The sequence below is a fragment of the Haloquadratum walsbyi J07HQW2 genome (assembly GCF_000415985.1).
In the GTDB taxonomy this organism is placed as follows: domain Archaea; phylum Halobacteriota; class Halobacteria; order Halobacteriales; family Haloferacaceae; genus Haloquadratum; species Haloquadratum walsbyi_B.
Window position 1 is genome coordinate 3,396,727 of the sequence record NZ_KE356561.1, and the last position, 23,546, is coordinate 3,420,272.

The window sequence follows — 23,546 nt, forward strand, 5'->3', positions numbered from 1 at the left end:
AAACAATGACCGGCAAGGATTCCGCAGTGTCCCACCCGGTCAGACTGAATAAAGTAGATCACATTGCCAACAACTGATAAGATAGCGGAACTAATCGTATTGTATATAATCCGCTCAAAAAGATATATCCATATTACTCAGTGGTTACACTATATATTAGTTTGTAGTACACTTACAAGAAACTAAGATACCAGAGTAATTGTTATCTGTACGCTGAAATACACATACATTAGCTGGATTTCACTGACGGTACTGACCGATAGTGACTCTGCGATTTGGATATAAGATGACAGGATCAAACAGTATATCACTACGGTCGCTTGGTCTTCCTCGTCGATTATCGCACGTGTTAGGATGTGTCTTCGCTAGTGTAATTTTCGCCGCAGGATACATCTGGCTTATTGGTCCGAGTGCCTTGTGGAACGCGCTGACGAGCGTGTCGTCCTGGCGATTTGGGTTCTTACTTCTTATCAGCACTATACCGCTGATTTTGTGGGGCGGTGGATTTTATGTTATTCTTCGACGCCTTGGACACACAGGAAGTTTTGTTGTCTCAGTGTTGCTTGTCAACGCATCTGGATTTCTCAACACTATCACGCCATTCGGACAACTTGGTGGGAATCCTCCGGCTGCATTGTTAATTAAACGAGCACTTGGGACTGATTTCGAAACAGCGCTGGCAGGAATCGGGGTCATGAACGCAACAAACCGGCTTGCATCGATCTTTCTAGGCTTTCTTGCAGCGAGTTATTTGGGATGGCGACTTATTATCGAGCATGCACTCAATATAGCCGTTTTCGGCATCATTGCTGTCATTGTCGCTACTGTGCTTGCAGCCGGCTTGCTATGGCAGTATCGATACACTCTCGTTGACAATGGCAGTCAAGGGCTGTCAGCTATCATAAAACCGCTTAATCATCTTCCGCGGATTGATGTCCCATCACGGGAGCGACTTCGACAACGTGGAGTTCAGTTCATTGAAGCATTGGAGTTGCTTGCAACCGCACCAGCAGAGTTAGCGCTCGTATTTGGATTATGCATGGTCGGGCAGGCGTTTATTGCGGCAATACTATGGGTTGCACTCGCAGCACTCGGCACTGATTTGCTATTTGCAACGGTGTTACTCGTCATCCCGGTCGCAAAACTGGGTGCGATTGCGCCGACGCCAGGCGGTCTTGGAGCCGCAGAAACGCTGTTAGCCGGGACGCTCATGACAACAACAGAGGTAACCGCAGCAGTTGCTGGTGCTGCAGCAATCCTCTATCGTGCGAGTGCGTTTTGGATCCCAGCACTTACTGGTGGATTCATTACCGCATGGTATGTATTACGCAAGCCGACGTCTCAAGATGGGTAATTAGCTATTGGATATGGTGGCATGAACGTTTTAACAATAACGAGGCTAAGTCCCCTTCCTCAAGGAACGAACCGTGAAAGCGGTGAGTGAGTAGGGTAGGGTAGTTCACTCACCTGTAGAACTCTTATTTTCGCGTTGTCAGCTGAGATAAAGAGTGATAGTTATAAGCCTGATCGATAATGAGCGTTGATAGATCCGTGGAGTGATCGTAATGAGAGAGTATCAGGAGTTAGAGTTTGAGTTCACGCCAATAGGGAATTCAGTGATATAGGATAGAGATTAGCTATCGTGAGATCCTATTTGAGGTATACTAATAGTTGCACCGATCATCGAATTGGGGTGGATCTGTATCGAAAATCAGGTCATTTCTGCGAGCGGACCGAAGTCATCAACTGGTAACACGGAATAATCGATTGTGAGCGTATTTTTTGTCGCTCGGATCTTACCGACGAATGTCGAGATTGTTTCGAGTGACCCCTCAAGCACAAACAGTTCCATGCAGTGATGACCACCAACGTGACTATGGAAGTTTGAAGCGACAATATCTTCATGTTCATGCCGAAGATGCATCATTTTCTCCTCAACATTCGTTGTTTCATAATCAAAGACAACCGTCACGATGCCCATCAGTTCACGATTTTCGAGTCGCTTATCCTCAAATTCTTCCAGCAGATTTCGACTTGCCTCTCGAAATACCTCGCTCCGACCTGTATAGCCGTGATCATCGGCAAACTGATCAATTCGTTCAAGCAGTTCCTCGGGCATTGAGACGCTGACAACGCTCATATAATAACACATGCCCATGAAAATATTAAGTATTGTTATCTGAGCGATGATTTATTTATATACAGTTCATAAATATGCGTACACTGGCAACTCTAGCGTAGAGGATCAAATTAGACGTCTCTGATTTCACTAAGAAAAATCTCAATTTAGAGATATTATTATTTGATCAGTCGGTATGTATGATTCGATGCTCGAATAGACATACATCTATTTGATATATTTACTCACTATTTTGCTATTACTGAATTAAATCGCTTAGATACAAATACATATCACTAAATAAGTGTGAAGACATCGTCTTCATGATCAATGATACCATAGGATATAATGATCGAAACCTATTCACCGTATCCCAGCGACATTATCGCGGTTTCGGTTGTTTCTTGGGCGAGCCGGTCAGTAGTAATGATCTCCGCGTCTTCAGTCGCGGGAGGATATTAACTCCACACTATCTCGATACGTTTTTTTCACATCTGGAGAAACAATTAGCAGATGACGCTACTCAATAAAGACGCTCCCGAGTTCAGCGCGCGAAGCACCGCCGGCAGCGAGGTATCGCTCACTGAGACCTTGGATGATGGTCCAACTGTCGTCTTGATCAACCGGGGACATTGGTGTAGTTTCTGTGCCGAGCAGCTTCAGACGTTCAGTGAAGTTTCATATGACCTGTGGTTCAACGACAGTGTTGATATACTACCGGTCATCACCGACACACTTGATACAGTCACTGAAATGCGCGACCGTTACGATCTCGATATCCAACTGCTCACCGACCCGGACGGTGAAATTGCAGACCAATTCAGCGGCACCGAAGAGACAATTCATGGTGTAACTGGCATTGCGTCAACGTATGTGATTGATGAAGACGGTATTGTACGATATGAACAGATCGCAGATCATCCGGGCGACCGCACGTACGGCAATTACGTGCGCTACTTCATCCGCAATGACTTTGCTGACCCATTTGGAGAATAAATTCACAGAGAGATTTGATCGTGAGCGATACGCTCTGTGAGTTCCATCAACGCTCAGATCTATCAGATATCGCTCACGTTGCGGTTGATGAATAACTCTAAGAAGCGACCCGGCAACGACAAATGTTTGAATTTTTGAACTAGATTTCCATACTGCGTCGATTGCTATCCAGTCCGTATCAGCACCGCGTGAGTAGCTTCTTGCAACGTCATACAACTAATACTAATCAACTGAACTGGACGAACGTCTCCGTCTTGACGCAATTAAAGAAGTGAGGCACTCAGGATTGAAAGACCCACATTGACGAGGATCTGGATCACAACGACCGCTCCGACCACAATTGCTGCATTCTGAGTTGATATATTTCTGACCCTCGCGACCGCGTGTGTCCACACCCACCCAGCCCAAATGAACGTTCCTGCGTTCACCACATGATTAATCATACCGACTGTTCCAGTTGTCGTCATTTGTGCGAGTTGTCGAGCCTGCTGTGGGTCAGAGAAGTTCGTCCCAGAAACAAACACGAATGCAGTGATACCCCCGACCAATGGAACAATTATTCGTGGCGCAAAACCCCACCCAATGGCTGCTAACAGATCACGGAATTCGCCGTCACCGCCAAACACGAGCGAGCCAAGAAAAAAACGACCCTCCAACAATCAACCATGAAATGAATGGTCCAAGCGTCCCAACTAAACTACCGATTATACTCGTGACGACGAATAGTATACCTGCGCCTCCAGGTGCTGCCTCCGCGACAGCTAACAATGTTGGAATCACACCGAGAAGCCCAATAACTGCGACAGCAGCGACTACTAACGCCGGACGAAGTAGACTCAACTTCCCTGTGTTTGTATCTGCGTCTGCGTTTGTGTTTATGCTGTCTTTGAAGAACGATGCTGGATGTATGTTGGCACGTTGAACGTCCGATATCATACTCATTCTTCGATCTCTATTGTTACCTTACTGCGAGTCACGTATAATCCGTGTGACGGACTGCAGTGAATGTAACAGAGAAAAACTGAAAACCGGATTGTACGTCAGGTATCACTGTGGGGGCCACCAATTGAGATCATTATTGTGGCGATCAATATGATTATCCGATACCAATGAGAGCTTCTCTGATTTCTCTCCATGACGACTGATAAGCGAACTGCGAAGCGTGTCGCTCTTCGTCTCAAGACCTTTTTAATCCAAATACGCCCTAACTCATCAAATGTCCATAATGCGGCATCAAACGCCATGTGATGAGTCCAATCCAGTAACAGTACATTTTTGATATCTTCAGCTAGCTCTGGGTGATCAGATCGGCTAAGCACATGCGAGATAGTGAGTAATGCCGGTTTCTCTATTCCTGAGAGTGGGCAGCGATACTCAACTCGTTCATACGTATCTTGCTTGAATCCCTCGCTGACGCTGACCTGATCACGCTTAGTCTGTACGACTGATCCGGACAAATTCGTATTCTGATCTTGATCAGGTTGGGGCTGGCTTCCAGACTGAGTTGATGTCTCATTATTCATTGGATAATCGAACAGCGCATCCCAGTCATCGACATATTTTGCTAAGGGTCCAGAGTACTGTCCATCACCCTCAACGCCAATTCTTTGATCACCCTGTGAATGTGTTTCATTGATCAACAACTCCTCGGTAAGAAATATGAAATGGCTCTTGTTTGGATCGTACTCATCTTTTTCCCACACATCCAGTGTTATACAGATTCGAGGAGAATACCTGCGTCTGTCGGCGCAGGACAGGACAGGATAGGCTGAATCCGACATGCAATACAGCTAAGAAACTAGATAACATGTATTGGAACAAGGTCAGGTCGGAACGGAGCGATTCCGACCGACCTTCGGAGGCGGTCTCTCCGCTAGTAATGAGACAGTATCCGAAACGCTCACTGATGAATCACACAGGCTAGAAGCCTGTGCCTGTGTCTGTGTGAGTGAGTTGAAAACACAACGATACCTCTACCTCTGAGTCTGCCGACGTGTCACTGACTCGCTGTTGGCAAACATAACAGCAATGAACCAGTGACACTGGGGATAGGGGTAACGGTAGTTTGGCACCGCCAGTCAACCACTGATCACGATGGCTGGGTGAGATGGATTCCCGTAAAGTGACAGCAACCATGGTTGGAAACCTGCCACTCTCAACGCTCGGGATTCCTCCCGCCCTCAGTTCAGGCGGAGGAGGATGTCAAGTTGACAATATCTCTGTCTTCGTCTTGTCGTCTTGGTCTTGGTCTTGATCTTTGTTTTCCTCAATCGCCTCAGTCTCCCGGTTATAACGGTGCCAGATGTATTTTTTCACCTTGTTCATTCTCATAATCACGTCTTTTCCTCTCCGAATCCTCACCTTTCCAACTGGCGGTGTTCAGATAAGTATAAAGAGTGAGGCGGCTCGTTCTCTGAGTAGTCTATGCTCAAAAAAGACCGCCTCAATGAGTGTTTGGAGGAGATCAACTTAGAGTTTGTTGAACGAGAAGCGACACCGCGGTTTCTGATGAAGCTCAGTATTCAGCTGCATCTTGCGGGACTCTCGCTTTCGAATCCTGTCTATATTCTTGAAATATTCGGTATCGAGCGTGCTTGATCAACCATCTATGATTGGTTCACAAAGCCGATCGACAGCCCGAATCTGGTCAGTGTCCAGATCACATTGCGGTTGACGAAACCGTGATCCAACTCAACGACGAGCAGTATTGGCTGTACGCCGCTGTCGATTCTGAGATAACCGAATTACTTCATACAAAACTTGAACCGACACAACAAACATTCTCGCTCATTCGTTTCTGACGGAACTCTCCGAGAAACACGACGTCAAAGACGCCGTGTTTCTCGTCGATGGCTCGCACTCACTACAAAGTGCGTGCCATCGACATGGCTTCGATTTCAGATACGAAAAACATGGGAATCGGAATGCTGTCAAACGTGTCTCTAGAGAAATAAAACGTCAAACTGTCTGCTTCTCAAACTGTTTCAGCAATGCCGAAGCAAAAACTGTAAACGAGTGGCTCAGATCGTCCGCCTTCGCATGGAATCAAATAATCTGAACAATACCGTGTAATCAATGATCATCATTATGAGGTACGTCTCGGGTAGTCTGGTCTTCAAACACAACGACTCAGCTGGTTCTTTGCTCGGTTAAAGTAATTGAGCACAAATCTTGGGTAAAACTACTATACCAATAGTGCTTTATTATGCGACAGATCCGGAAGGACAGTCAAATTTGTTCCACCGTTTTATTGAGTTATCAGGGTCCTACCGAATGTACTGTTTTCAGAGAATCACTGCGTAATTATATTCTTTAACTGCGGTTTGGGATCGCTGTTACTGTGTGCATCTGGTTGCACAATGCTACAATTCGCTGGACCAGATGTAGAATCTCCCAATTGGAGGTGAGAGGCGAACCAGTCACGACTGCCGGTGATCCGTGAACTCGCCTCCCGCGATCATCCTAGCTGACGACGGTGATAACATCTCTAGCATCTCATATAAGTACGCGAACATTTATTTGTTCATACATATATGTAACATTGAGTGAGTGAGAGCGAATGAACATTGATGATATAGCAGATAGCGTGACGCGTCAGGACACGCCTGGTGAGATATTTCACTCAGAATGGCTCTCAGACCTTCCAGCAGGTCAGTGGCCCGCATATATTGATCAAAACGCTCGACTTGTTGCCGATGGGATCGTTATCGGGAGTACAGGGCTGACAAAGGGTGATTTTGCCCCAGAAACTGGCGAGTACTATCAACAAGGGCTCGCTGCATCCGCAGGAATCAATATTGGCGAAACATCACTTCCGCTGGGTCAACACGATCCCACGGATATTGGACGAGTTGCGTGGTCGCTCAATCGTCTTCGTGATGAACTCTCTGAGTCAGATTATACGGATCTTGAGAACCCAAGTCGCGCTGTTGAGGCTGTCTTGAATAAGAGACTCGTTGCGGCAGCCGAGACAGGAGATATCGATACAACGGACTTAGGGACGATCCGACTCCCAGAGGATGCATCAGTGACTACACTTGTCTCAGAGGTGTTTTGTCGTCCTCGTCGTGAATCATATGTGTCTCTTCTCGTCGATACAGTTGCTAATAGAGAAACGACTGGACTGCTAAATCGGATCGACGAACCACGGATGGTAACACAACTGTGGGATCATCAGCGCTCAGCGCTCACTGCGTGGCTTGAGCATGATTGCCGCGGCTACGTTGATATGGCAACAGCAACAGGCAAGACATTCCTTGGACTCGCAGCAATCGCTCATCATTTCGGATCACTCCATCCGGCTGATACGGATATTTTTGATGCATCTCAGACACCAGATAATGAGACTGATGATCGAGCGACTGTTCTCATCATTGCACATCGAGATCTAATTCTCGATCAATGGCAGCGTGAGTTTGACACACATCTCAATATTCCAGAACGACGACAAACACGAGGTGGTGAACGAACGGCAACATTCGAATGGGGTGATGTCCACTTTTGGACGCCAAACCGACTTCAGGAGCGCGGGGTTCCCGAGACAGATCTCATCATACTTGATGAAGCGCATCACTATCTCGGCGGGTCTGGATTTGGTGGATTACTTGATGAAATGAATGGAGATGTTCTTGCACTCTCTGGGTCACTCGATTCGACGAACGCACGAACACTCGAACGACGGGATATCCCAAAACTATTCCAGTTCTCACTCCGCGACGGGCAACGCGCCGGTGTTATCCCACAGTTTGACTGGGATGTCATCTTCACACCATATCGGAATCAAGCAGAGTTGGCAAATATTACCACAGAGTGTCGTGATGGTATCGAGACATTTGGCAGTGGGATTGATCTTCCAGATGGCATCAATATAGAGAGTGAATCAACGAATAACATTGACGCCGTCTCAGGTGATAGTATCTCATTTACTACATTGTCTGAGGCTCGCTCGCTTGTACAATCATCGGTCGGTCGGGATCTGAAAGAAGCGGATCCAGAGTTTCGCTCATTCGCCTCTGCGGTGATGGGGCGACAGCTTACACGATATAATCTCTCACCCGCACTTTCGACGGTCGTCGATCTCACGCTCGATCATATCAATCAACACAAATGTGTCGTGTTACTGGAGACAGAGTGTGAAATTGAATATGTCACCGATAAATTAGCGTCTCAACTTGGCGAGTCGTATGAGTCACTTATTACAGTACTTGACAGCGATGACGCCCTGTCAACAGTGAGAGCATTTGATACAGACGCAGACAATGGCGCACTTATTGGCGTTGCACAGACGCTTGGAGAAGGCGTTGATATCGAGACTGCAGATGTCTGTATTAACCGGAGTCGGGGGCGGCTTAGCCGCTCACTCGTCCAGCGAATGGGTCGGGTCCTCCGCAATCCACAGGAAAATAAATATGCACAATTTTTCCATGTAATGGGTGTTCCAACACGCGATGGGGCAATACTTCCTCGTGAAGATGGTGTTGAGCTACTTGAGACGGCAAGCCAGCTTCTCGCGTGGGGAGACTCGTTTGATGCCCGCCCTGTGTTTCGAATTGACCCAGAGACATATTTGACCGAGGACGCACTGTCATCGCTTGAGATCGCCGGTGTCAACGCAATCGATAGATCAAGCCCTGACCAATATGAGTGGCCCGAGGACGATGATATCCAATCAAATCTTGAGTCACTGTGTAGTCGTGCAACAGATATTGATGGCTCAGCACTGATGTCGATTGAACGGCAGTCACATAAACGACCAGCAACCGCTGATTCATACACCGATACGAGTGCCGGTGATGATACCGCCACTATTGAGAGCGGTCATGATATTATCAAGAGAGTCCCTGAAGCAGTAGCTGAGAGAGATACAGACGCACCTGATCAATCGACACCGTTTGTCTCAGCTTCTGGCGACACTATATCAGTACCTGCGTGGCTTTGTCAGCTTATCGAGATAGCAACAACTGATGATTTAGAGACGTTTGCTGCACAAAGCGTCCGATCGCATCTTCAGGAATCACTGACACTTGCAACGGTGGATGCTGATGACGCAGGTCAACGGTTAGTCTCAGATGAGCAATCTGCAGAACAAAATCAACTGTCACTGAATCCCGCACTTAAGTCGCTGGTGACAGCATATACCGCAGAGACAGACGCCTCAAGACAGGCAGTGGTTGAGACGGCGCTTGCATCGACCATTATGAAACGCGATGACGTTGAGACGCTCATTAGACGAGGCAATCTCACTGCATCGCAAAGTGATGTCACACAGCGGCTGGAATCACTCAGTGTGAATACGTGAACATTGGCTTATCTGTATCAGGTGGATATGACGTGGAAATCTCCCATATTCAGATGCCTTCATCACAGATGATAGTAGATGATACGCATCCGGTGTGACAATATATAATCAATACATACCGATTAGCAGGATAGAGCGAGATGCATTGAACATCCGACAGTATTATTCTCATGCTTACCACAAGAAAAGATATGTCAGGTCGTTCAGCAACGGATCTTGTTTCCAGTGCTGATGGTGATATTACCCCAGATGAGCTGACATCAACTGGTGGAGTTGTCTCGACATATCTGTATACCGACCCACTTATTGACTTATTGGACGAGTCGGAGCAGCCACAGTATTGCCGTCGCGCTGAGAAACTTGTGAAATTCGACAGCGGTGAGAAAAACACCGACGCTGACACCGGTGTTGATAATTCGGTGCAGAAAATCCCAGACGAGATCGATGGTCGTGCATATGTACTCATCACCAACACCCGTTTATTATATATCGCTGGCTGTGCTGACGGTGACGTCGTACAGTCATTCGCATATGATAATCTCTTAGACGTGAGGATTGAGTCTGCCGGCTCAACCGGATCACTCTGGTGGCGGACACCGATGCACACAGTCGTGACTCGCACTGTCGAAGGCACGGAATTTCGAACGCAGATACATGGTGAGAGTGAGCAGCTCAACTCATATATCACGAGTCGTATCGAATCGCTCGGGGGAGCAAATATACTCCATGATGAGATCAAACAGATCGCACAGAAGATTGGGCATATTCCTTCCTCAGCAGATGTCATCAAATACGGAGTATATCCATCTGCGGGGTATGCATCTTCATGTGGATCAATTGAGACAGCTATCGCGGCGACTGACCTCAGCACTTTTGCAACGACTCAGTTAGCCGAGGCGGTCACCGCAGCGATAGACCTCTGCACCATTATGACGCAGCAAGAACCCGAGCGCACGTCTCCGGAATCAGTGCCCTCTGAAACGAAGACACCCGCACCATCAAGAGAGGAATCGATTGATTCGGATACAACCAGCAAAACAGAGCCTGTGAGAGACATAGAGACGAACGCATCCAGCGGGGAGAGACAGTCAGAATCAGCAGACGATGTATCAAACACAGCAGATTCCGAATCACTGCGAGAGACGCTCATTACGGAACTGACTGCGATTGATATGCAACTTGACCGCCCTGTCGCGCCGTATCATATAGCCATGCATGGATCACATACGGCTACACAGTACCAGCATGTGTTCGGGTCATGGGATAACGCGGGAGATATTGCAGATGTTCGTCTGAAGAGCCCATCATGGCGAGACGCTGTTCGTGACGAACTCCGATGGTATCGCACAACATCTAATACTGCTGTCGTGACGCTGAATGAACTCTACGACGCCATGGAAATACATCTCAAGCTTCTCTTTCCAGATAACAATAATATCCGAGCGAAAATTAGACAGCAACTTCAACGGCTGCGAGATGACGGTGATATTGAATTCCGCGATGCCAGAGGAACGTATCGAATCCTGTGTGATCCGATTCAATCTATCGACATTACTATTGATGAACAACAGCAAAGGGCAAAGCCAACCTCGCACAATGATGTAACTGAGACCTCGACGCAAACCAAGGGATCAGCACGTGGAGATTTAGACTTGGTTACGGGTCTTATTTGGTCAGCAACAAAGTCACGCAAGAATGCTAAAACAGCGCTTGAGGATGGATTATTTGATCGCGCTGAATGGCAACTGTGGGGCGCATACGGAATGCTTGAGCGGGCAGCAACAATCGCTGATGAAACTGATGATTCTGTGCGTCGTATCGCTGCAAATAAATATCAAATTTCACGCACGTTCAACGATGTCGAGACATCTGCAATGGAAAAACATCGAGAGCATGTCGATCAGGCAGAAGCTGCTGTCACCCGTGGTATTGAAGCCCGAGATCGGGGTGAGTATCTTAATGCACTTGATGCGTTCACAACGGCGAAAGACCAGTATGTGACCGCCGTCGATATCGCAACAGCACAGGGACTCCCAACAAAGTGGGAGACGGAACAACGATATTCAATGGTCTCAGAATATGTTGCCACTACGGAGGAGATATGTAGTGAGCAGCAGGATAATATTAATTCAGCATTGGACACCGTTCATAAGTCATTAACGAAGACTGAGCAATATATCGAGGTCAAGGATGTCGTGGCTGCTCGAGAGTCACTTGCAGAAGTGCGAACGACGCTTGACACAATTAAAACCCAACTCAGCATGTCAGCTGCTGATGACGCACACAAACAACAGTACGAAGCTGCACGCGAGCGACTATCAACGGCTCAATCAGCGCTTGAATCCCTCTCGGATAATAAAACGGACAAGACTGAATATCGAAGACAAGATCTCATCAGTTCTTTACAAATGCTGGCAACCACGATCGACGAATCACCTCGTCCTGAACTCATTGATCTGTGTGGTGACTATCCGGCTGATGCATATATAAATGCGTTTGGATCGTGGTCTGGGGCGCTTGATACAGCGAATATTGACCAAATTGATGAAGTCGCGCGTAATCGTCGAAAGTATACACGTGTCGAAGTTCTCGACGCCTTGGTAGACGTGATTGAGCAATTTGGTCGTGAACCATCGCGAGCAAAAATGAATACACACGGCGCAGTCTCCTCAACAACCGTCGTCAATCGATTTGGCAACTGGGAAAAAGCAGTTGAACTTGCTACAGACGTAGCCGATGATGATATCGAACAGGATCCTGAACCTAATCAGCAGGCGAGCGATGCTGTGGATAATAAATCTAGTGGGGATATCGACGGAGTGACTGATTCGACATTGAGTGGGGGTGATCAGGAAGCAGCATTCTCAGAAACGACAACTGTCACTCAAACTACTTCTGACGAATATGCGACCATCGACACAATTGAATCGAATGGTCGATTCGACCGACCAATACCGGTGAAAGTACGGGCAGTGAGTGACACCGAAAGGTCTCGACGGCGAGAAACTGTTCATATTGAGGATCTCACTGGTAGTCAGACAGACCTCAATGTCTGGGAAACGCATGACGTAACTGTTGAGTGGACACCCGGAGAGTGGTATATTCTTGATGAGGCTCTCGGAAAATTATGGACAAATTCTAATGACGAAACAACACGAAACCTGAGTACAACTGCGGACTTCACTGTGACACGTGTCAGCGAGCGTCCTAGCAAAGGTGACGCAAGACCAGGTACTACCGAATCCACAGGGGGCTCAGACGCTACCACGACAACAGACACAACTGAATCAACAGAAGAGACAACCCCAGACCCCTCAGAGATTGATATTCTCAATGAGATTGAACGCGAACTCAATGGACTATAATTATCACTGTGTCACATGCTTCGCGAGATCTTGTGATTTTATATAATTGTGTATGGACTGATCAGGCATAACTATTAATCCAGTTCGCATCTTCACATTTGAGTATAGTTGTAATTAAATACATTTCATATGACATCTCTCACTCTCCCCGGCTGGCTTACGCCTCGTGAATACCAATCAGAGGCCGTCAGAACGTGGGAGTCTTCACACGGACAGGGCATCCTAAATATGGCGACAGGGACTGGGAAGACAATTACTGCTCTCATTGCCGCCACTGATCTTTATACATTACAAGATGATCGATTAGCACTCATTGTTGCTGCACCGTACACTCATCTCGTCGATCAGTGGACAGCGGATCTCGAAGAATTCGGTGCGACGCCATTTCGTGCATATGGCTCACGATCAGGATGGACGAGCGATATTACTGGGGCAGTTACGGAATTTACGAGTGGTGCTCGGGACCTCTTGACGGTCGTTACGACTCATAAGACATTCGCCACCAAGCATTTTCAGCGTATTCTCACTCGAGTCGATGGCACTGAAACAATGCTAATTGCAGACGAGGTACACCATATGGGGGCACCACACCTTCGACAATTCCTCCCGACAGATGTGCGGGCTCGACTTGGACTTTCAGCAACACCAGAACGATGGTATGATGATGAGGGAACTGATGCGCTCTTATCATATTTCAGTAATGGAATTGTCTACGATTATGGATTAGCTGAAGCAATCGCAAACGGCTACCTCTCTGAGTATTATTATATCCCACATATTATCGAGCTCACCGATGACGAAGCCGATTCATACCTTGCAGTTTCAAAAGCAATTGGTCGAATACTAGCTGATAATGATGGCGGTGGTCAAACTGGAGGGTCAATCGACATTACAGATGATGAAGAGCTTCAACAATTACTAATCAGGCGCTCACGATTAGTCGGCACAGCACGAAACAAGATACAGACGCTTGAATCTCTCATCAGGGAGATTGGTTCTGAGTCCATTCATCATTCACTTATTTACTGTGGCGATGGACGTGTTGAGATAGACGCTGACTCGGACATAGCGGAGACGACCAACGATGATGAAACAGAGCTCAAACGACAACTTCGGATTGTGACAGAACTTCTTGGTACTGACCTCGGTGTCCGCGCCCACCAGTTCACATATGAAGAAAATCAAAAGACTCGGGAGCGACTCCTCAATGACTTTGAGGATGGTTCGCTTCAAGCGCTCATTGCAATTCGCTGTTTGGATGAGGGTCTCGACGTTCCAGCAACACAGACGGCGTTCATGCTCGCCAGTTCAAGCAATCCACGACAGTTCGTTCAGCGTCGTGGCCGTATTCTTCGACCACACGAGAATAAACGCCACTCAATAATTCATGATTTCATTGTCACACCGCCAGCAGCAATTAGCGAGAACTCTTATACCGATACGTTCAGTATTGAACGACAACTTCTCAAGAGTGAACTCCAACGTGTCGCAACATTTACACAGAATGCAAAGAATCACCCTGATGCGAACCTGAGCAATATTCCAACAACAGAAGGATCTCTTCGCACTCTCAAAAACAATTTTAATCTTATGGACATGTAATATAATACAATACATGACTGATAATGATCTTCCCGATTCCGTCGATAAAAAACAAATAAATCGTATAATGGAACGTGTGCTCAAAGCTGAAAAAAATAAACTTCACATGGGTAGTCCAAAAGGGATCAACAATGATATTGAGCAAATTATTAAAGAGGAGGTTGACTGATGGAACTCAAGCGGCTCGAAGTAGAAAATTTCAGACAATTTTACGGAACTCAAGAGGTATCATTCTCACTGGAGGAATCAAATAACGTCACTGTTGTTCACGGCGACAATGGTGCAGGAAAAACTACATTATTAAATACATTCCTCTGGTTATTTTATAACGAGCTTACCCTTCCACAACCTGATAAGATCGCCACTGAGCGGGCGTTAGACGAAGCCAGCGTGAATAGTCGCGTTCCTGCGCGTGTGAAACTTGAGTTCAAGGATCAAGGGCGTCAATACACAGCCGAGCGGAAGCAAGTGTTTCAAAAGCGATCACAGACCGACCTCTCTGGGGTGCAGGTCGATGAAGATCTTACATTGGAGTACATTGACGAACACGGGAATCATAAACAACGTAATAACCCAACGTCAGCACTCAAGCGTATTCTTCCGCAGCGCCTTCGCGAAATCTTCTTTTTTGATGGTGAGACAATAAGTGAACTCACCGCCGATGATGGACAACAGAAGGTTCAATCAGCGATTCGGAATATTATGGGTCTTGAGATTCTTGAACGGGCGATTCGACATCTCGATACTGTTGAGGGAAGGTTTGAGGACACAATGGATGAATATGGAAGTAATGAACTTTCAGATTTAGTCTCGAAAAAACAAGATATCAAGAGTAAAATCGATTCCCTCGAGAATGAGCGTGAAAATCTCCAACAGTCACGCACGGAAACTGAAAGGGAACTCACCCAGACTGAAGAACGTCTGTCAGAACTCGAAGATAGCAGAGAACTTCAGGAAGAGCGTGATAGGTTGCGGACTAATCTTGACAATATAGACACGGATATTAAGAATATTGATGATGAGACTGGATCGGTGATTTCAGACTCTGGGCATCTTCCCTTCGCAATGCCAGCAGTCGAGGAAACAGCACGAATGCTACAAGAAAAACGTCGAAAAGGTGAGATTCCGTCAGAAATCAAAACGCAATTTGTTGAAGATCTCCTCGATATTGAGGAATGTATTTGTGGTCGACCACTCCATCATGGATCTGGCGCGCGTGAGGAAGTCTCTCAATGGCGCGAACGTGCAGGGTCAACAGAACTTGAGGAGGCTGCAATGAATATTGTTGGACGACTCTCAGAGATTGGTGAGCGACAGAGTGATCTGTATGATGATATCGATGAATTACTTGCAGAGCGTAGTGCCAAACGTGACCGCAAACAAAAATTACAGGAGCAACTCGATGAAATTAGTGAGACACTCTCTGAAATTGAAACTGAAGATATCGGAAAACTTGAGGAAAGGCGACAAGATCTCAAAAGCGATATTGAAGAATTGAGTAAGAGCATTGGTGGTGTTGAGAGAGAAATCGATGATTGTGAGGAGACACTTTCTGAGATTGAAGAGGATATTAGCGACGCTCGAGAGGAAAACGAAGTCGCTAATCGAGCACGACGGCGTGCACGAACAGCTGGATATCTCCGAGACCAGATCGACGCGCTGTTCAAAAAGTACCAGGATAAGGTTCGAAAAAGTGTCAATGATAAAGTTAATCAGACATTCCAATCGATTATTGAAAAAGAGTACTACGCACGGATTAGCGATGAGTATGCTCTCCGAATTTTGAAGGACGTTGGAGACACTGAGCAGGAACTTGTTGCAAAGTCAACTGGTGAACGCCAGGTAGCGAGTCTCTCATTTATTGCCTCACTGGTCTCACTCGCGAAGAATCAATACGAATCTGATCAAGATACGACGTACTTTACCGGCGGAATCTATCCAATGTTGATGGATTCACCATTTGGGTATCTTGACCCGACATATCAACGACGTGTTAGCCAGAAACTGCCGGAAATGGCTGAACAGGTAGTTGTGTTGGTCACTGAAAGCCAGTGGAGTGACGCTGTCGCTGGTGAACTTGCAGATATTGCAGGACAGCGCTACAAACTACAGTATCACGACGAGCAAAAATATGAATACACTGAGATAGTTCCAACAGGAGAGACATACTAATGCCGGCGACATTCTATTATGAAAAAAATGATATATATCCAGAACTTGGAGAGGGAAGCGACGCTCCGTTCGAGTCGAATACACGTCTACTGATTTTCGCTGCGAGCGTCGGATACTCACGAGGTCGATACGTCGAGGACCCTGATGAAAATGGAGAAATCCGGTGGAATTACATCAGTCAGAATCAAAAATTATCGGTGATTGTTGCGGCATTGGCGTACGCCGATCATAATGATGCGGAGGTCATTCTCAAACCAGAAAAACAGATTGAGACACTGCGACGATATGGAGCAGGTGGTGCCCACGTGATTAAAGAAGAAATAGTCGATGAGCCCGGATCAAATCTTGATAATCTTATTGCATTTATTAAGAATACGCAAGATGAGGACCAACTGACCAAGCAGGTTGGAATTCTTGAGGATATCGAAGAAGAAATCAGTAGTCTCCGGGCAACGCAAGATTAACTGTTAACAGGTACCGCTGGAAGGAGATTGTCAATGATTGTGTGGATAATCATTGTTTAATCCAAGATCGTAGCGTCGACTCTGCAAAAACGGAAACAAACATGCCACAACAACTTTGTCTTAGATTGAACTCAACAACTGTACAATGAACATCGGCCCAAGCGACCCAATTGATCACACTGATATTACATAGGGGAGTGACCTCTCCGGAATGGATCTTACCGGCGTTGACCTCACCAGTGCCGATCTTAGTGAGGCATACCTTTCTAATGTTATTCTCGTCGGTGCTGATCTTAGCGAAGTCTGCTTTGTGGATACTCACCTCACTGGTGCCGACCTCTCCGATGCTGATCTTATCAACACTGATCTCACAGATGCCACTCTTAGAAGTGTCGATCTCTCCAATGCTACCTTCGCCGGTGCCGACCTCACTAGTGTCGATTTGAGGGGGACTGCTCTCCCAGCTGATAAAATACGTGGAGCGAATCAACCAGAAGCACAAAGAGACACAACCACGAATACAACCGCGGATACAACAGGATCCGATGCATCACTCTCTGATCTCTCTATGGAAATCTGCACATCAAAAAAAGTCTGAGGAATTGCTTATGATACTGCAGTCACTGCATGGTCGTCTGAACCGCATTCCAAAGCCGAGTGAGCTTCCGGAGGATCCTAAATACTCACAACGTGAATTCTACACCGAATGCGGGAGTTGGGACGAGGCACTGGAGGCTGCTGGTATCGATAACGAGCAGATATTGTTAGACGATCTTAGACAGGTAGCAGACAAGGTTGAGTATGTGTCTGCTATCGATGCAATAGATGAACACGGAACTTATTCACACTCGATAACTCATCGTATTTTGACTCATTGGACGAGGCAATACAACACTCTGGAATTAAACAGAGGGTTGAAACGAAACCAGAGAAGCCCAGTGAGGAGACCCGCGAAGAGATGCTCAGTACATTACAGTCACTCCACAATCGGCTAGGGTTCCAAAGTCGACAGAACTGCCAGATAAATATTCACCAAACGACTTCTACACTGAATTCGGAAGTTGGGATGAGGCACTAGCGGCTGCTGGTTTCGACATTGAGCAAAAGATTCTGGATGAGATCGAACGGGTGGCGGGAAAGGTCGAAAGTGTGCCTACTACCACCGATATAAACAAACACAGCGGATACCCTGCACCGGCTTACCAGTCATATTTTGACTCATAGGACGAGGCAGTGAGTCAGTCTGAGGTTGAAACAGACAAATCAACCGACGACTCAGGGGGATCGTTTGATTCTTCCAAAAGCCTGAGTAAGTCCCCCTCGTCGGGTGAGATTGAGAGACTGCTCGAAATCCGAGGTGTATGGAGACCGACAGCTAATCGGATATTAGAAAAATTCGGAACAGTCGATGAAGCTGCTTCTGCATCAACTCATGAACTAACAGAAATTCGAGGAGTCGGGGAAGCGACGGCAGCACGTATAATATCTATGAATAGACAGGCGGATTCGGATCAAGACCAGTCCAACTTTGAAAAACAGTCCACAACGACAAGAGGTTCAGAAACGCCATCAGAAGACAGGGATACTGACTCTGTAAAAATACTCGATGAAATAGCCGACGAGTTCGAGGAATTATAGCCATCTCATAATAAGCAGTTGTGTCACTACGTTATGTTATTTTGTCAGGCATCAATGTCATTATAACAACTATTCATCAATCAGATTGTGCTAAACCGGCAGTCTATGTATGAACGATTGCGACACTTCACGTATGTCACTCCGAGCGATATTCACGAGTTGGGGACTACTCCATCATCTCCGTCTGTACAGTTGAGACACTGCAGGAAGAGCCCACCATCGCGAAGCCTCGCTCCATCACCGCTGATCACTGCCAGTCGGTTCTCGGATAACGAATCAATGTGGTGGCAGTCGTGTTCAGCGTGAAGAGTCGCACTGTCATGCTCCGGGTGTGCCCGGTCGGCAACGAAGTAATAGCGTTCCAATGTCATCGGATATCAGGTATATGAAATTTATCAGGTAATAAATATATTTCTCAATCTTCCTTATGACGTATCACATTCCGAATCTGGACGTCTCCAAAATCATCATATGGGACCTATACGAGACAAATAAACTACCATGACATCAGCTACTGTGTTCAGATTGTCGCCGATCCATACCACAGTGTAGATTCCTCACGAGACCGTTCTGATTCGCCCAGATTCCGCCGTGGATGGCAGCAATCACGCGGTTGAGTCTTACTGCAACATTGATCTAGCCGACAAACCACAGGAGACCAACCGCCGAAAAGACTGTCAAAATCTGACCAGAATATTATATGTACTGAAACCTATGATATTATCGAGTTTGATACATCGAATATTTTAGTATATTCTGATATTTCGTAGGGCATAGTGCCGCGAACCACCCACATTAAATCTGTCAAATGCATCGATTATTTATATACTAGTGTACACCCCTGTGGAAAGTGTCTTGTTTATTTATATAACCCCCTCCCCCCAGTTGGCGAGTGTGCAATGTTACGAGAGGGCAAGTAATCGTTTTGTCGGTGTCTATGTCGTATCTATCGGTGATTCGCTTACATTGGTTTAGTCACAAAATTACCATTATATATGGATAATTTTATATACCTACTTACATAAACGTAGCAGTACTGGGGACGAACAGCAAACAAACAACATGAGGCGTGCCGTGAGCACGCCTCCGCCTCGGCTTTTTATATTCTTTCGAATCCTGTATTGGATCGCTGACGATAGACACTACGCCGTTCTGGTATCTCCACCGTTCTCGCAGAGCAATACACTTGCCAAACGGGGGGAGGGGGGTATTTAAAATCGCAAGTACATATGACACACTTGACACAGATGACACGGTGGTTATTTATACTCATGTGACACACAGAGTGTATGGGACGCTTCACACAATCTGACCCGGTGTTCGAAGATGAACAGGCACTCGCCGATGACTACGTCCCCGAGACACTTGTCGCCCGAGAAGATGAGATGTCCACGTACGTAGAAATATTACAGAGTGTTGCTAACGGAGCGAGTCCAAGAAACATCTTCGTCTACGGTGACACCGGCGTGGGAAAGACACTGGCAACGAGGATCATTCTTGATGAACTTTCCGAGGATCAAGAAGACTTCCATAACGTGTCCGTGAGGACCGTATGGGTCAACTGCAAGGATCTAACAAGTTATCAGGTTGCTTGTCACCTTGTGAATAATTTCCGTGAAAGTGATGAGCAGATCCACACGTCAGGCTATCCTCGTGGTACGATTCATCACAAACTGTGGGAACATATTGACGACAGTGACGCAACACACGTCCTATTTGTACTTGATGAGATCGACAGTCTCGGCTCTGATGATGAACTCCTGTATCAGATTCCACGTGCACGCACAAATGACAAGATTAGTGAAACAAAAATCGGGTTAATCGGCATTTCGAACAATTTCAAATTCCGTGATCAACTGTCGGCACGCGTCCAATCAACACTCTGTGAGCACGAAATACATTTTAAGCCGTACAACGCAGACGAACTGGTACAGATACTCTCACAACGTGCAGATGCTGCCTTTCGAGATAATGTGCTCTCACAGGCAGTCATTCCATTTACGGCTGCAAAAGTCGCACAGCGTACCGGAAGCGCTCGCGAGGCAATTGATATCCTGTCGAAAGCGGGCTTCATCGCGCGTGATAATGGTGACTCTGAAATCGCAGAATCACATGTCGAGAAGGCATATCAGCAGGTACAACGCGGAGTCGTCAAAGACGAACTCGAAGCATTACCGACACAGAGCCATGTAGTATTATACACGGTATTAGCGCTCAGTCGGGAAGACAAAACACCAGCTCGACGGAAGACAATCTATGACCGATATAAACGAATTGCAGATCAAATCGATCGAGATGTTATGTCACCCCGGACATTACACCGGCGATTGAATCAACTGTCACTCAAAGCGTTTCTTGTCCGCTCTGAAGTGAACAAAGGTTCGCAAGGTGGGAATTTCTTTAAATACAGTTTCGACGCCAGCGAAGACATCATCGTCGATGTGCTGAAATCAGAGAGTCGGATTGGAGAAACGAGTAGTCTCAAAGTATAACCACTAATAATCTGAGCTTCAGCACTGACAATATGTGTTTGGTCAAAGGTGGAAGTAAACTATCCAAGAACCCCGAGACGGTCATGACGACAATCCGCGAGGACTCACGATTCGAAAGTATAAGTTGTGAAGAGGCAACTATCAGCGCGGTTATCTGCGCGAGCAGTTGAAGCAGTTCCGGAGGAATAACTAATCTCACGAAAATTTTCACCGTATTTACTACTCGAAAACGGGGGGTGTTACCTCTCACATCTTTTGTTACTACTCGAAAAAGGGGTGTGTCATATATCGAGGTTTTCAATTACAACACGAAAATGGGGTGTCCAATCCGATATATTTCTCAGCGTCTGTAGGATCAGAGACGCTGTCGGGTGATTGTGTGCAAACGCTCCGGTATTGATACTTAATCCGACAACATGATCTAAATTATACTCTGTTATCAAATCATAGGCGCTAGGACCCCTTCCTCAAGGAGCGAGCGAAGCGAGTGAGTATGGAGGGGATACAGCGCCGTCATCATCGAAGCAATCATATACACAGAGTATATATTCCCTATCACGATGGAACGTACAATGGTAACGCTCAGAGAAGACCAGTCAGAGTGGCTCGAGGAGAATCAGCTTAATCTCTCGGCATTCCTTCGCGATAGACTCGACGACAAGATTGAGCAACGCAACAACCAGTAATATCATGAACTACGCCTACAGGTATCGAATCCATCCGACTGAGTCCCAGCGAGAGACATTGGACCATCATCTCGATACCTGTCGGCAGATATACAACCACACGCTTCACGAGCTCAATAATATTCCCGAATCAGCTGGAACAGTCAACCAGCGTGTGAATAAGGTAATTAAACAACTGCCTGACCTGAAGGAGTGGTGGGACGAGCTCACTGAGCTGTACTCAACCGTCTCCCAAGACGCAGCAAAACGCGTCGCAAAAAACATCATCCGTCTCTCTGGTGCCAAACAGAACGGTCTCAAGGTTGGCAGTCTCAATTGGAAGTCACCACGCGAGTATCAGAGTTTCACCTACGTGCAGTCTGGCTTCGAGTTCGACAACAAGAACGGTCAGACTGTGCTGTCACTCTCGAAACTCGCAGACATTCCTCTTAGCTATCATCGGGACATATCTGAGACTGTCAATATTAAAAGAGTCACTCTAAAGAGAGAACCAACAGGTGAGTGGTACGCTTCCTTTGCAGTCGATGAGAAAGAAGAGCCAGCAAAACCAGACGACCCACAGCGGTGTGTCGGAATCGATGTTGGGATTCTCAAATACGCTCAAGACACTGACGGTCGTGCTGTCGGATTTCCTGACCTGCAGGATAACCGAGAGCGTCTCAGACGCGAGCAACGGGCTCTCTCGCGAAAAGAGCAGGGCTCGAACAACTGGGAGAAACAGCGACAGACAGTTGCAGAATACTATCAGACGCTTCGACGGAAATGTCACGACTTCCTGCACAAACTGTCGAACTATTATGCCACCCAGTACGATTTGGTGGCTGTCGAGGATTTGGATGTGAAGTCGATGCTGAAGTCGTCTGGGAACAGTCGGAAAACGGCTTTCGCGGCTTGGGACACATTCACCACGATGCTCGAATACAAGTGCAAGCGTGAAGGCACTCACTTTGTCGAAGTTGAGCCAGCAGGGACGACGAAAGAATGTGCGTCTTGTAGCGTGGAGACCAAGAAGCCGTTATGTGTGAGAGAACACTCGTGTCCAGCGTGTGGATTCGAGATGGATAGAGACGCGAACGCGGCGATTAATATTCTGTCTCGCAGCTTCAAGAAGCTAGGACTGGGACAGTCCGAAGACACAACGCCTGTGGAGACTGCGCTCCCTATGTTCACCTCATCTGGCAGTGTTGATGTTGTGGATGGAAAGCGCGTTATCGAATCAGGAAGCCCCACCCTCCACCCTCGGGGAACGAACCGTGAAAGCGGTGAGTGAGTAGGGGTGGGGTAGTTCACTTAGATGGCATATGTCCACACGAGCAGATGGACTTGGGAGCCGAACCACAACATTGGCTCACCGTAGACAATTGGTGGGTTTTGTTTGTTTATATAATTCTCTCCCCCCGTTTAGTAAGTATATCAGGTCATAAATGAGCGAGAAGTAAGGAGGTAGTGTAATATCTACCGCTAATAGTCAAGCATAGAGAACGTGCCTGAAGTAAAATCCTCAGTTTTTGAAACACCAGTCGATCAATACCTTATGTAACAGTTAAACAGAACGAAATCAGATTATTACATAAGGCAATGACCGGAATATCAGCAGTGATCAATGAAATCACTGTCTGCATTGTTGGATACGCGGCTCACATCCAGAGCGAGTCTGTGCTAGAGGAGCACCGCATTGTGAGCACGACGATCTATCACAATTCAATGGCTCTCC

General features: G+C 46.7%; 19 protein-coding genes and 2 pseudogenes. 16 read left to right on the top strand and 5 right to left on the bottom strand.

The genetic code is table 11. From position 1 onward, the window contains the following. Positions 1-286: 286 nt before the first annotated feature. Positions 287-1,354 carry a lysylphosphatidylglycerol synthase transmembrane domain-containing protein gene (locus J07HQW2_RS15810; protein WP_021056662.1) on the top strand — a complete coding sequence of 356 codons (1,068 nt, stop codon included), beginning with the start codon at positions 287-289 and terminating at the stop codon, positions 1,352-1,354. 357 nt (positions 1,355-1,711) lie between these two features. Here the strand turns inward: J07HQW2_RS15810 and J07HQW2_RS15815 are convergent, their stop codons facing one another. Further along, entirely contained in the window at positions 1,712-2,140 is a 429-nt protein-coding gene (locus tag J07HQW2_RS15815) for a CopG family ribbon-helix-helix protein (protein WP_011571480.1), read from the bottom strand. Between the two features lie 492 nt (positions 2,141-2,632). On the opposite strand from J07HQW2_RS15815, the gene J07HQW2_RS15820 reads away from it, so the two are divergent. Continuing rightward, positions 2,633-3,115 (top strand): peroxiredoxin family protein, encoded by a 483-nt coding sequence (locus J07HQW2_RS15820; RefSeq protein WP_021056665.1) that lies wholly within the window; start codon positions 2,633-2,635, stop codon positions 3,113-3,115. 263 nt (positions 3,116-3,378) lie between these two features. On the opposite strand, the gene J07HQW2_RS15825 is transcribed toward J07HQW2_RS15820, so the two are convergent. The 3 genes from J07HQW2_RS15825 to J07HQW2_RS15835 all read right to left on the bottom strand — a co-directional run bounded on the left by J07HQW2_RS15825 (position 3,379) and on the right by J07HQW2_RS15835 (position 4,818). Next, positions 3,379-3,771, bottom strand: a complete 393-nt coding sequence (locus J07HQW2_RS15825) for a YIP1 family protein (RefSeq protein WP_303704258.1) — start codon at positions 3,769-3,771, stop codon at positions 3,379-3,381. Further along, a complete protein-coding gene (locus tag J07HQW2_RS15830) occupies positions 3,728-4,051 on the bottom strand; it encodes a hypothetical protein (protein ID WP_048075348.1) in 324 nt (107 codons plus the stop codon). Before J07HQW2_RS15830 ends, J07HQW2_RS15825 begins: the two co-directional genes overlap by 44 nt. 104 nt (positions 4,052-4,155) lie before the next feature. Next, positions 4,156-4,818 carry an HNH endonuclease gene (locus J07HQW2_RS15835; protein ID WP_021056668.1) on the bottom strand — a complete coding sequence of 221 codons (663 nt, stop codon included), beginning with the start codon at positions 4,816-4,818 and terminating at the stop codon, positions 4,156-4,158. Positions 4,819-4,927: 109 nt separating this feature from the next. On the opposite strand from J07HQW2_RS15835, the gene J07HQW2_RS19255 reads away from it, so the two are divergent. The 12 genes and pseudogenes from J07HQW2_RS19255 to J07HQW2_RS15880 all read left to right on the top strand — a co-directional run bounded on the left by J07HQW2_RS19255 (position 4,928) and on the right by J07HQW2_RS15880 (position 18,654). Next, a complete protein-coding gene (locus tag J07HQW2_RS19255; RefSeq protein ID WP_303704259.1) occupies positions 4,928-5,098 on the top strand; it encodes a hypothetical protein in 171 nt (56 codons plus the stop codon). A gap of 441 nt (positions 5,099-5,539) precedes the next feature. Beyond that, positions 5,540-6,173: pseudogene (locus J07HQW2_RS19260) on the top strand (IS6 family transposase). Between the two features lie 501 nt (positions 6,174-6,674). Beyond that, positions 6,675-9,413, top strand: coding sequence for a DEAD/DEAH box helicase (locus tag J07HQW2_RS15845; protein ID WP_021056670.1), 2,739 nt, complete (start codon positions 6,675-6,677; stop codon positions 9,411-9,413). A 191-nt stretch (positions 9,414-9,604) separates the two neighbouring features. Then, the gene (locus tag J07HQW2_RS15850; RefSeq protein ID WP_048075349.1) at positions 9,605-12,778 is read left to right on the top strand and encodes a homing endonuclease associated repeat-containing protein; all 3,174 of its coding nucleotides are present in this window, start codon (positions 9,605-9,607) and stop codon (positions 12,776-12,778) included. A gap of 129 nt (positions 12,779-12,907) precedes the next feature. Further along, positions 12,908-14,380, top strand: coding sequence for a DEAD/DEAH box helicase family protein (locus J07HQW2_RS15855; RefSeq protein WP_021056672.1), 1,473 nt, complete (start codon positions 12,908-12,910; stop codon positions 14,378-14,380). Between the two features lie 13 nt (positions 14,381-14,393). Continuing rightward, positions 14,394-14,549, top strand: coding sequence for a hypothetical protein (locus tag J07HQW2_RS19265; protein ID WP_021056673.1), 156 nt, complete (start codon positions 14,394-14,396; stop codon positions 14,547-14,549). After that, on the top strand, positions 14,549-16,552 hold the full coding sequence (locus J07HQW2_RS15860; protein WP_021056674.1) for an AAA family ATPase: 2,004 nt from the start codon (positions 14,549-14,551) through the stop codon (positions 16,550-16,552). Before J07HQW2_RS19265 ends, J07HQW2_RS15860 begins: the two co-directional genes overlap by 1 nt. Continuing rightward, positions 16,552-17,016, top strand: coding sequence for a hypothetical protein (locus J07HQW2_RS15865; protein ID WP_021056675.1), 465 nt, complete (start codon positions 16,552-16,554; stop codon positions 17,014-17,016). The genes J07HQW2_RS15860 and J07HQW2_RS15865 overlap by 1 nt, the downstream gene beginning before the upstream one ends. Positions 17,017-17,221: 205 nt before the next feature. Further along, positions 17,222-17,614: pseudogene (locus J07HQW2_RS15870) on the top strand (pentapeptide repeat-containing protein); the annotation flags it as partial. 10 nt (positions 17,615-17,624) lie between these two features. Continuing rightward, positions 17,625-18,011, top strand: a complete 387-nt coding sequence (locus J07HQW2_RS20130) for a homing endonuclease associated repeat-containing protein (RefSeq protein WP_048075350.1) — start codon at positions 17,625-17,627, stop codon at positions 18,009-18,011. Then, positions 17,986-18,240, top strand: a complete 255-nt coding sequence (locus J07HQW2_RS20135; RefSeq protein ID WP_394324650.1) for a homing endonuclease associated repeat-containing protein — start codon at positions 17,986-17,988, stop codon at positions 18,238-18,240. Before J07HQW2_RS20130 ends, J07HQW2_RS20135 begins: the two co-directional genes overlap by 26 nt. Before the next feature lie 9 nt (positions 18,241-18,249). Then, positions 18,250-18,654, top strand: a complete 405-nt coding sequence (locus J07HQW2_RS15880; protein ID WP_021056678.1) for a helix-hairpin-helix domain-containing protein — start codon at positions 18,250-18,252, stop codon at positions 18,652-18,654. Positions 18,655-18,806: 152 nt separating this feature from the next. Here J07HQW2_RS15880 and J07HQW2_RS15885 read toward each other — a convergent pair whose 3' ends face one another. After that, positions 18,807-19,025, bottom strand: coding sequence for a hypothetical protein (locus J07HQW2_RS15885; RefSeq protein WP_021056679.1), 219 nt, complete (start codon positions 19,023-19,025; stop codon positions 18,807-18,809). 918 nt (positions 19,026-19,943) lie between these two features. Between J07HQW2_RS15885 and J07HQW2_RS15890 the strand changes: the two genes are divergently transcribed. Further along, positions 19,944-21,146 carry a Cdc6/Cdc18 family protein gene (locus J07HQW2_RS15890; RefSeq protein WP_021056680.1) on the top strand — a complete coding sequence of 401 codons (1,203 nt, stop codon included), beginning with the start codon at positions 19,944-19,946 and terminating at the stop codon, positions 21,144-21,146. A gap of 690 nt (positions 21,147-21,836) precedes the next feature. Beyond that, positions 21,837-23,102, top strand: coding sequence for an RNA-guided endonuclease InsQ/TnpB family protein (locus tag J07HQW2_RS15895; RefSeq protein WP_021056682.1), 1,266 nt, complete (start codon positions 21,837-21,839; stop codon positions 23,100-23,102). The last annotated feature ends 444 nt before the right edge of the window (positions 23,103-23,546 follow it).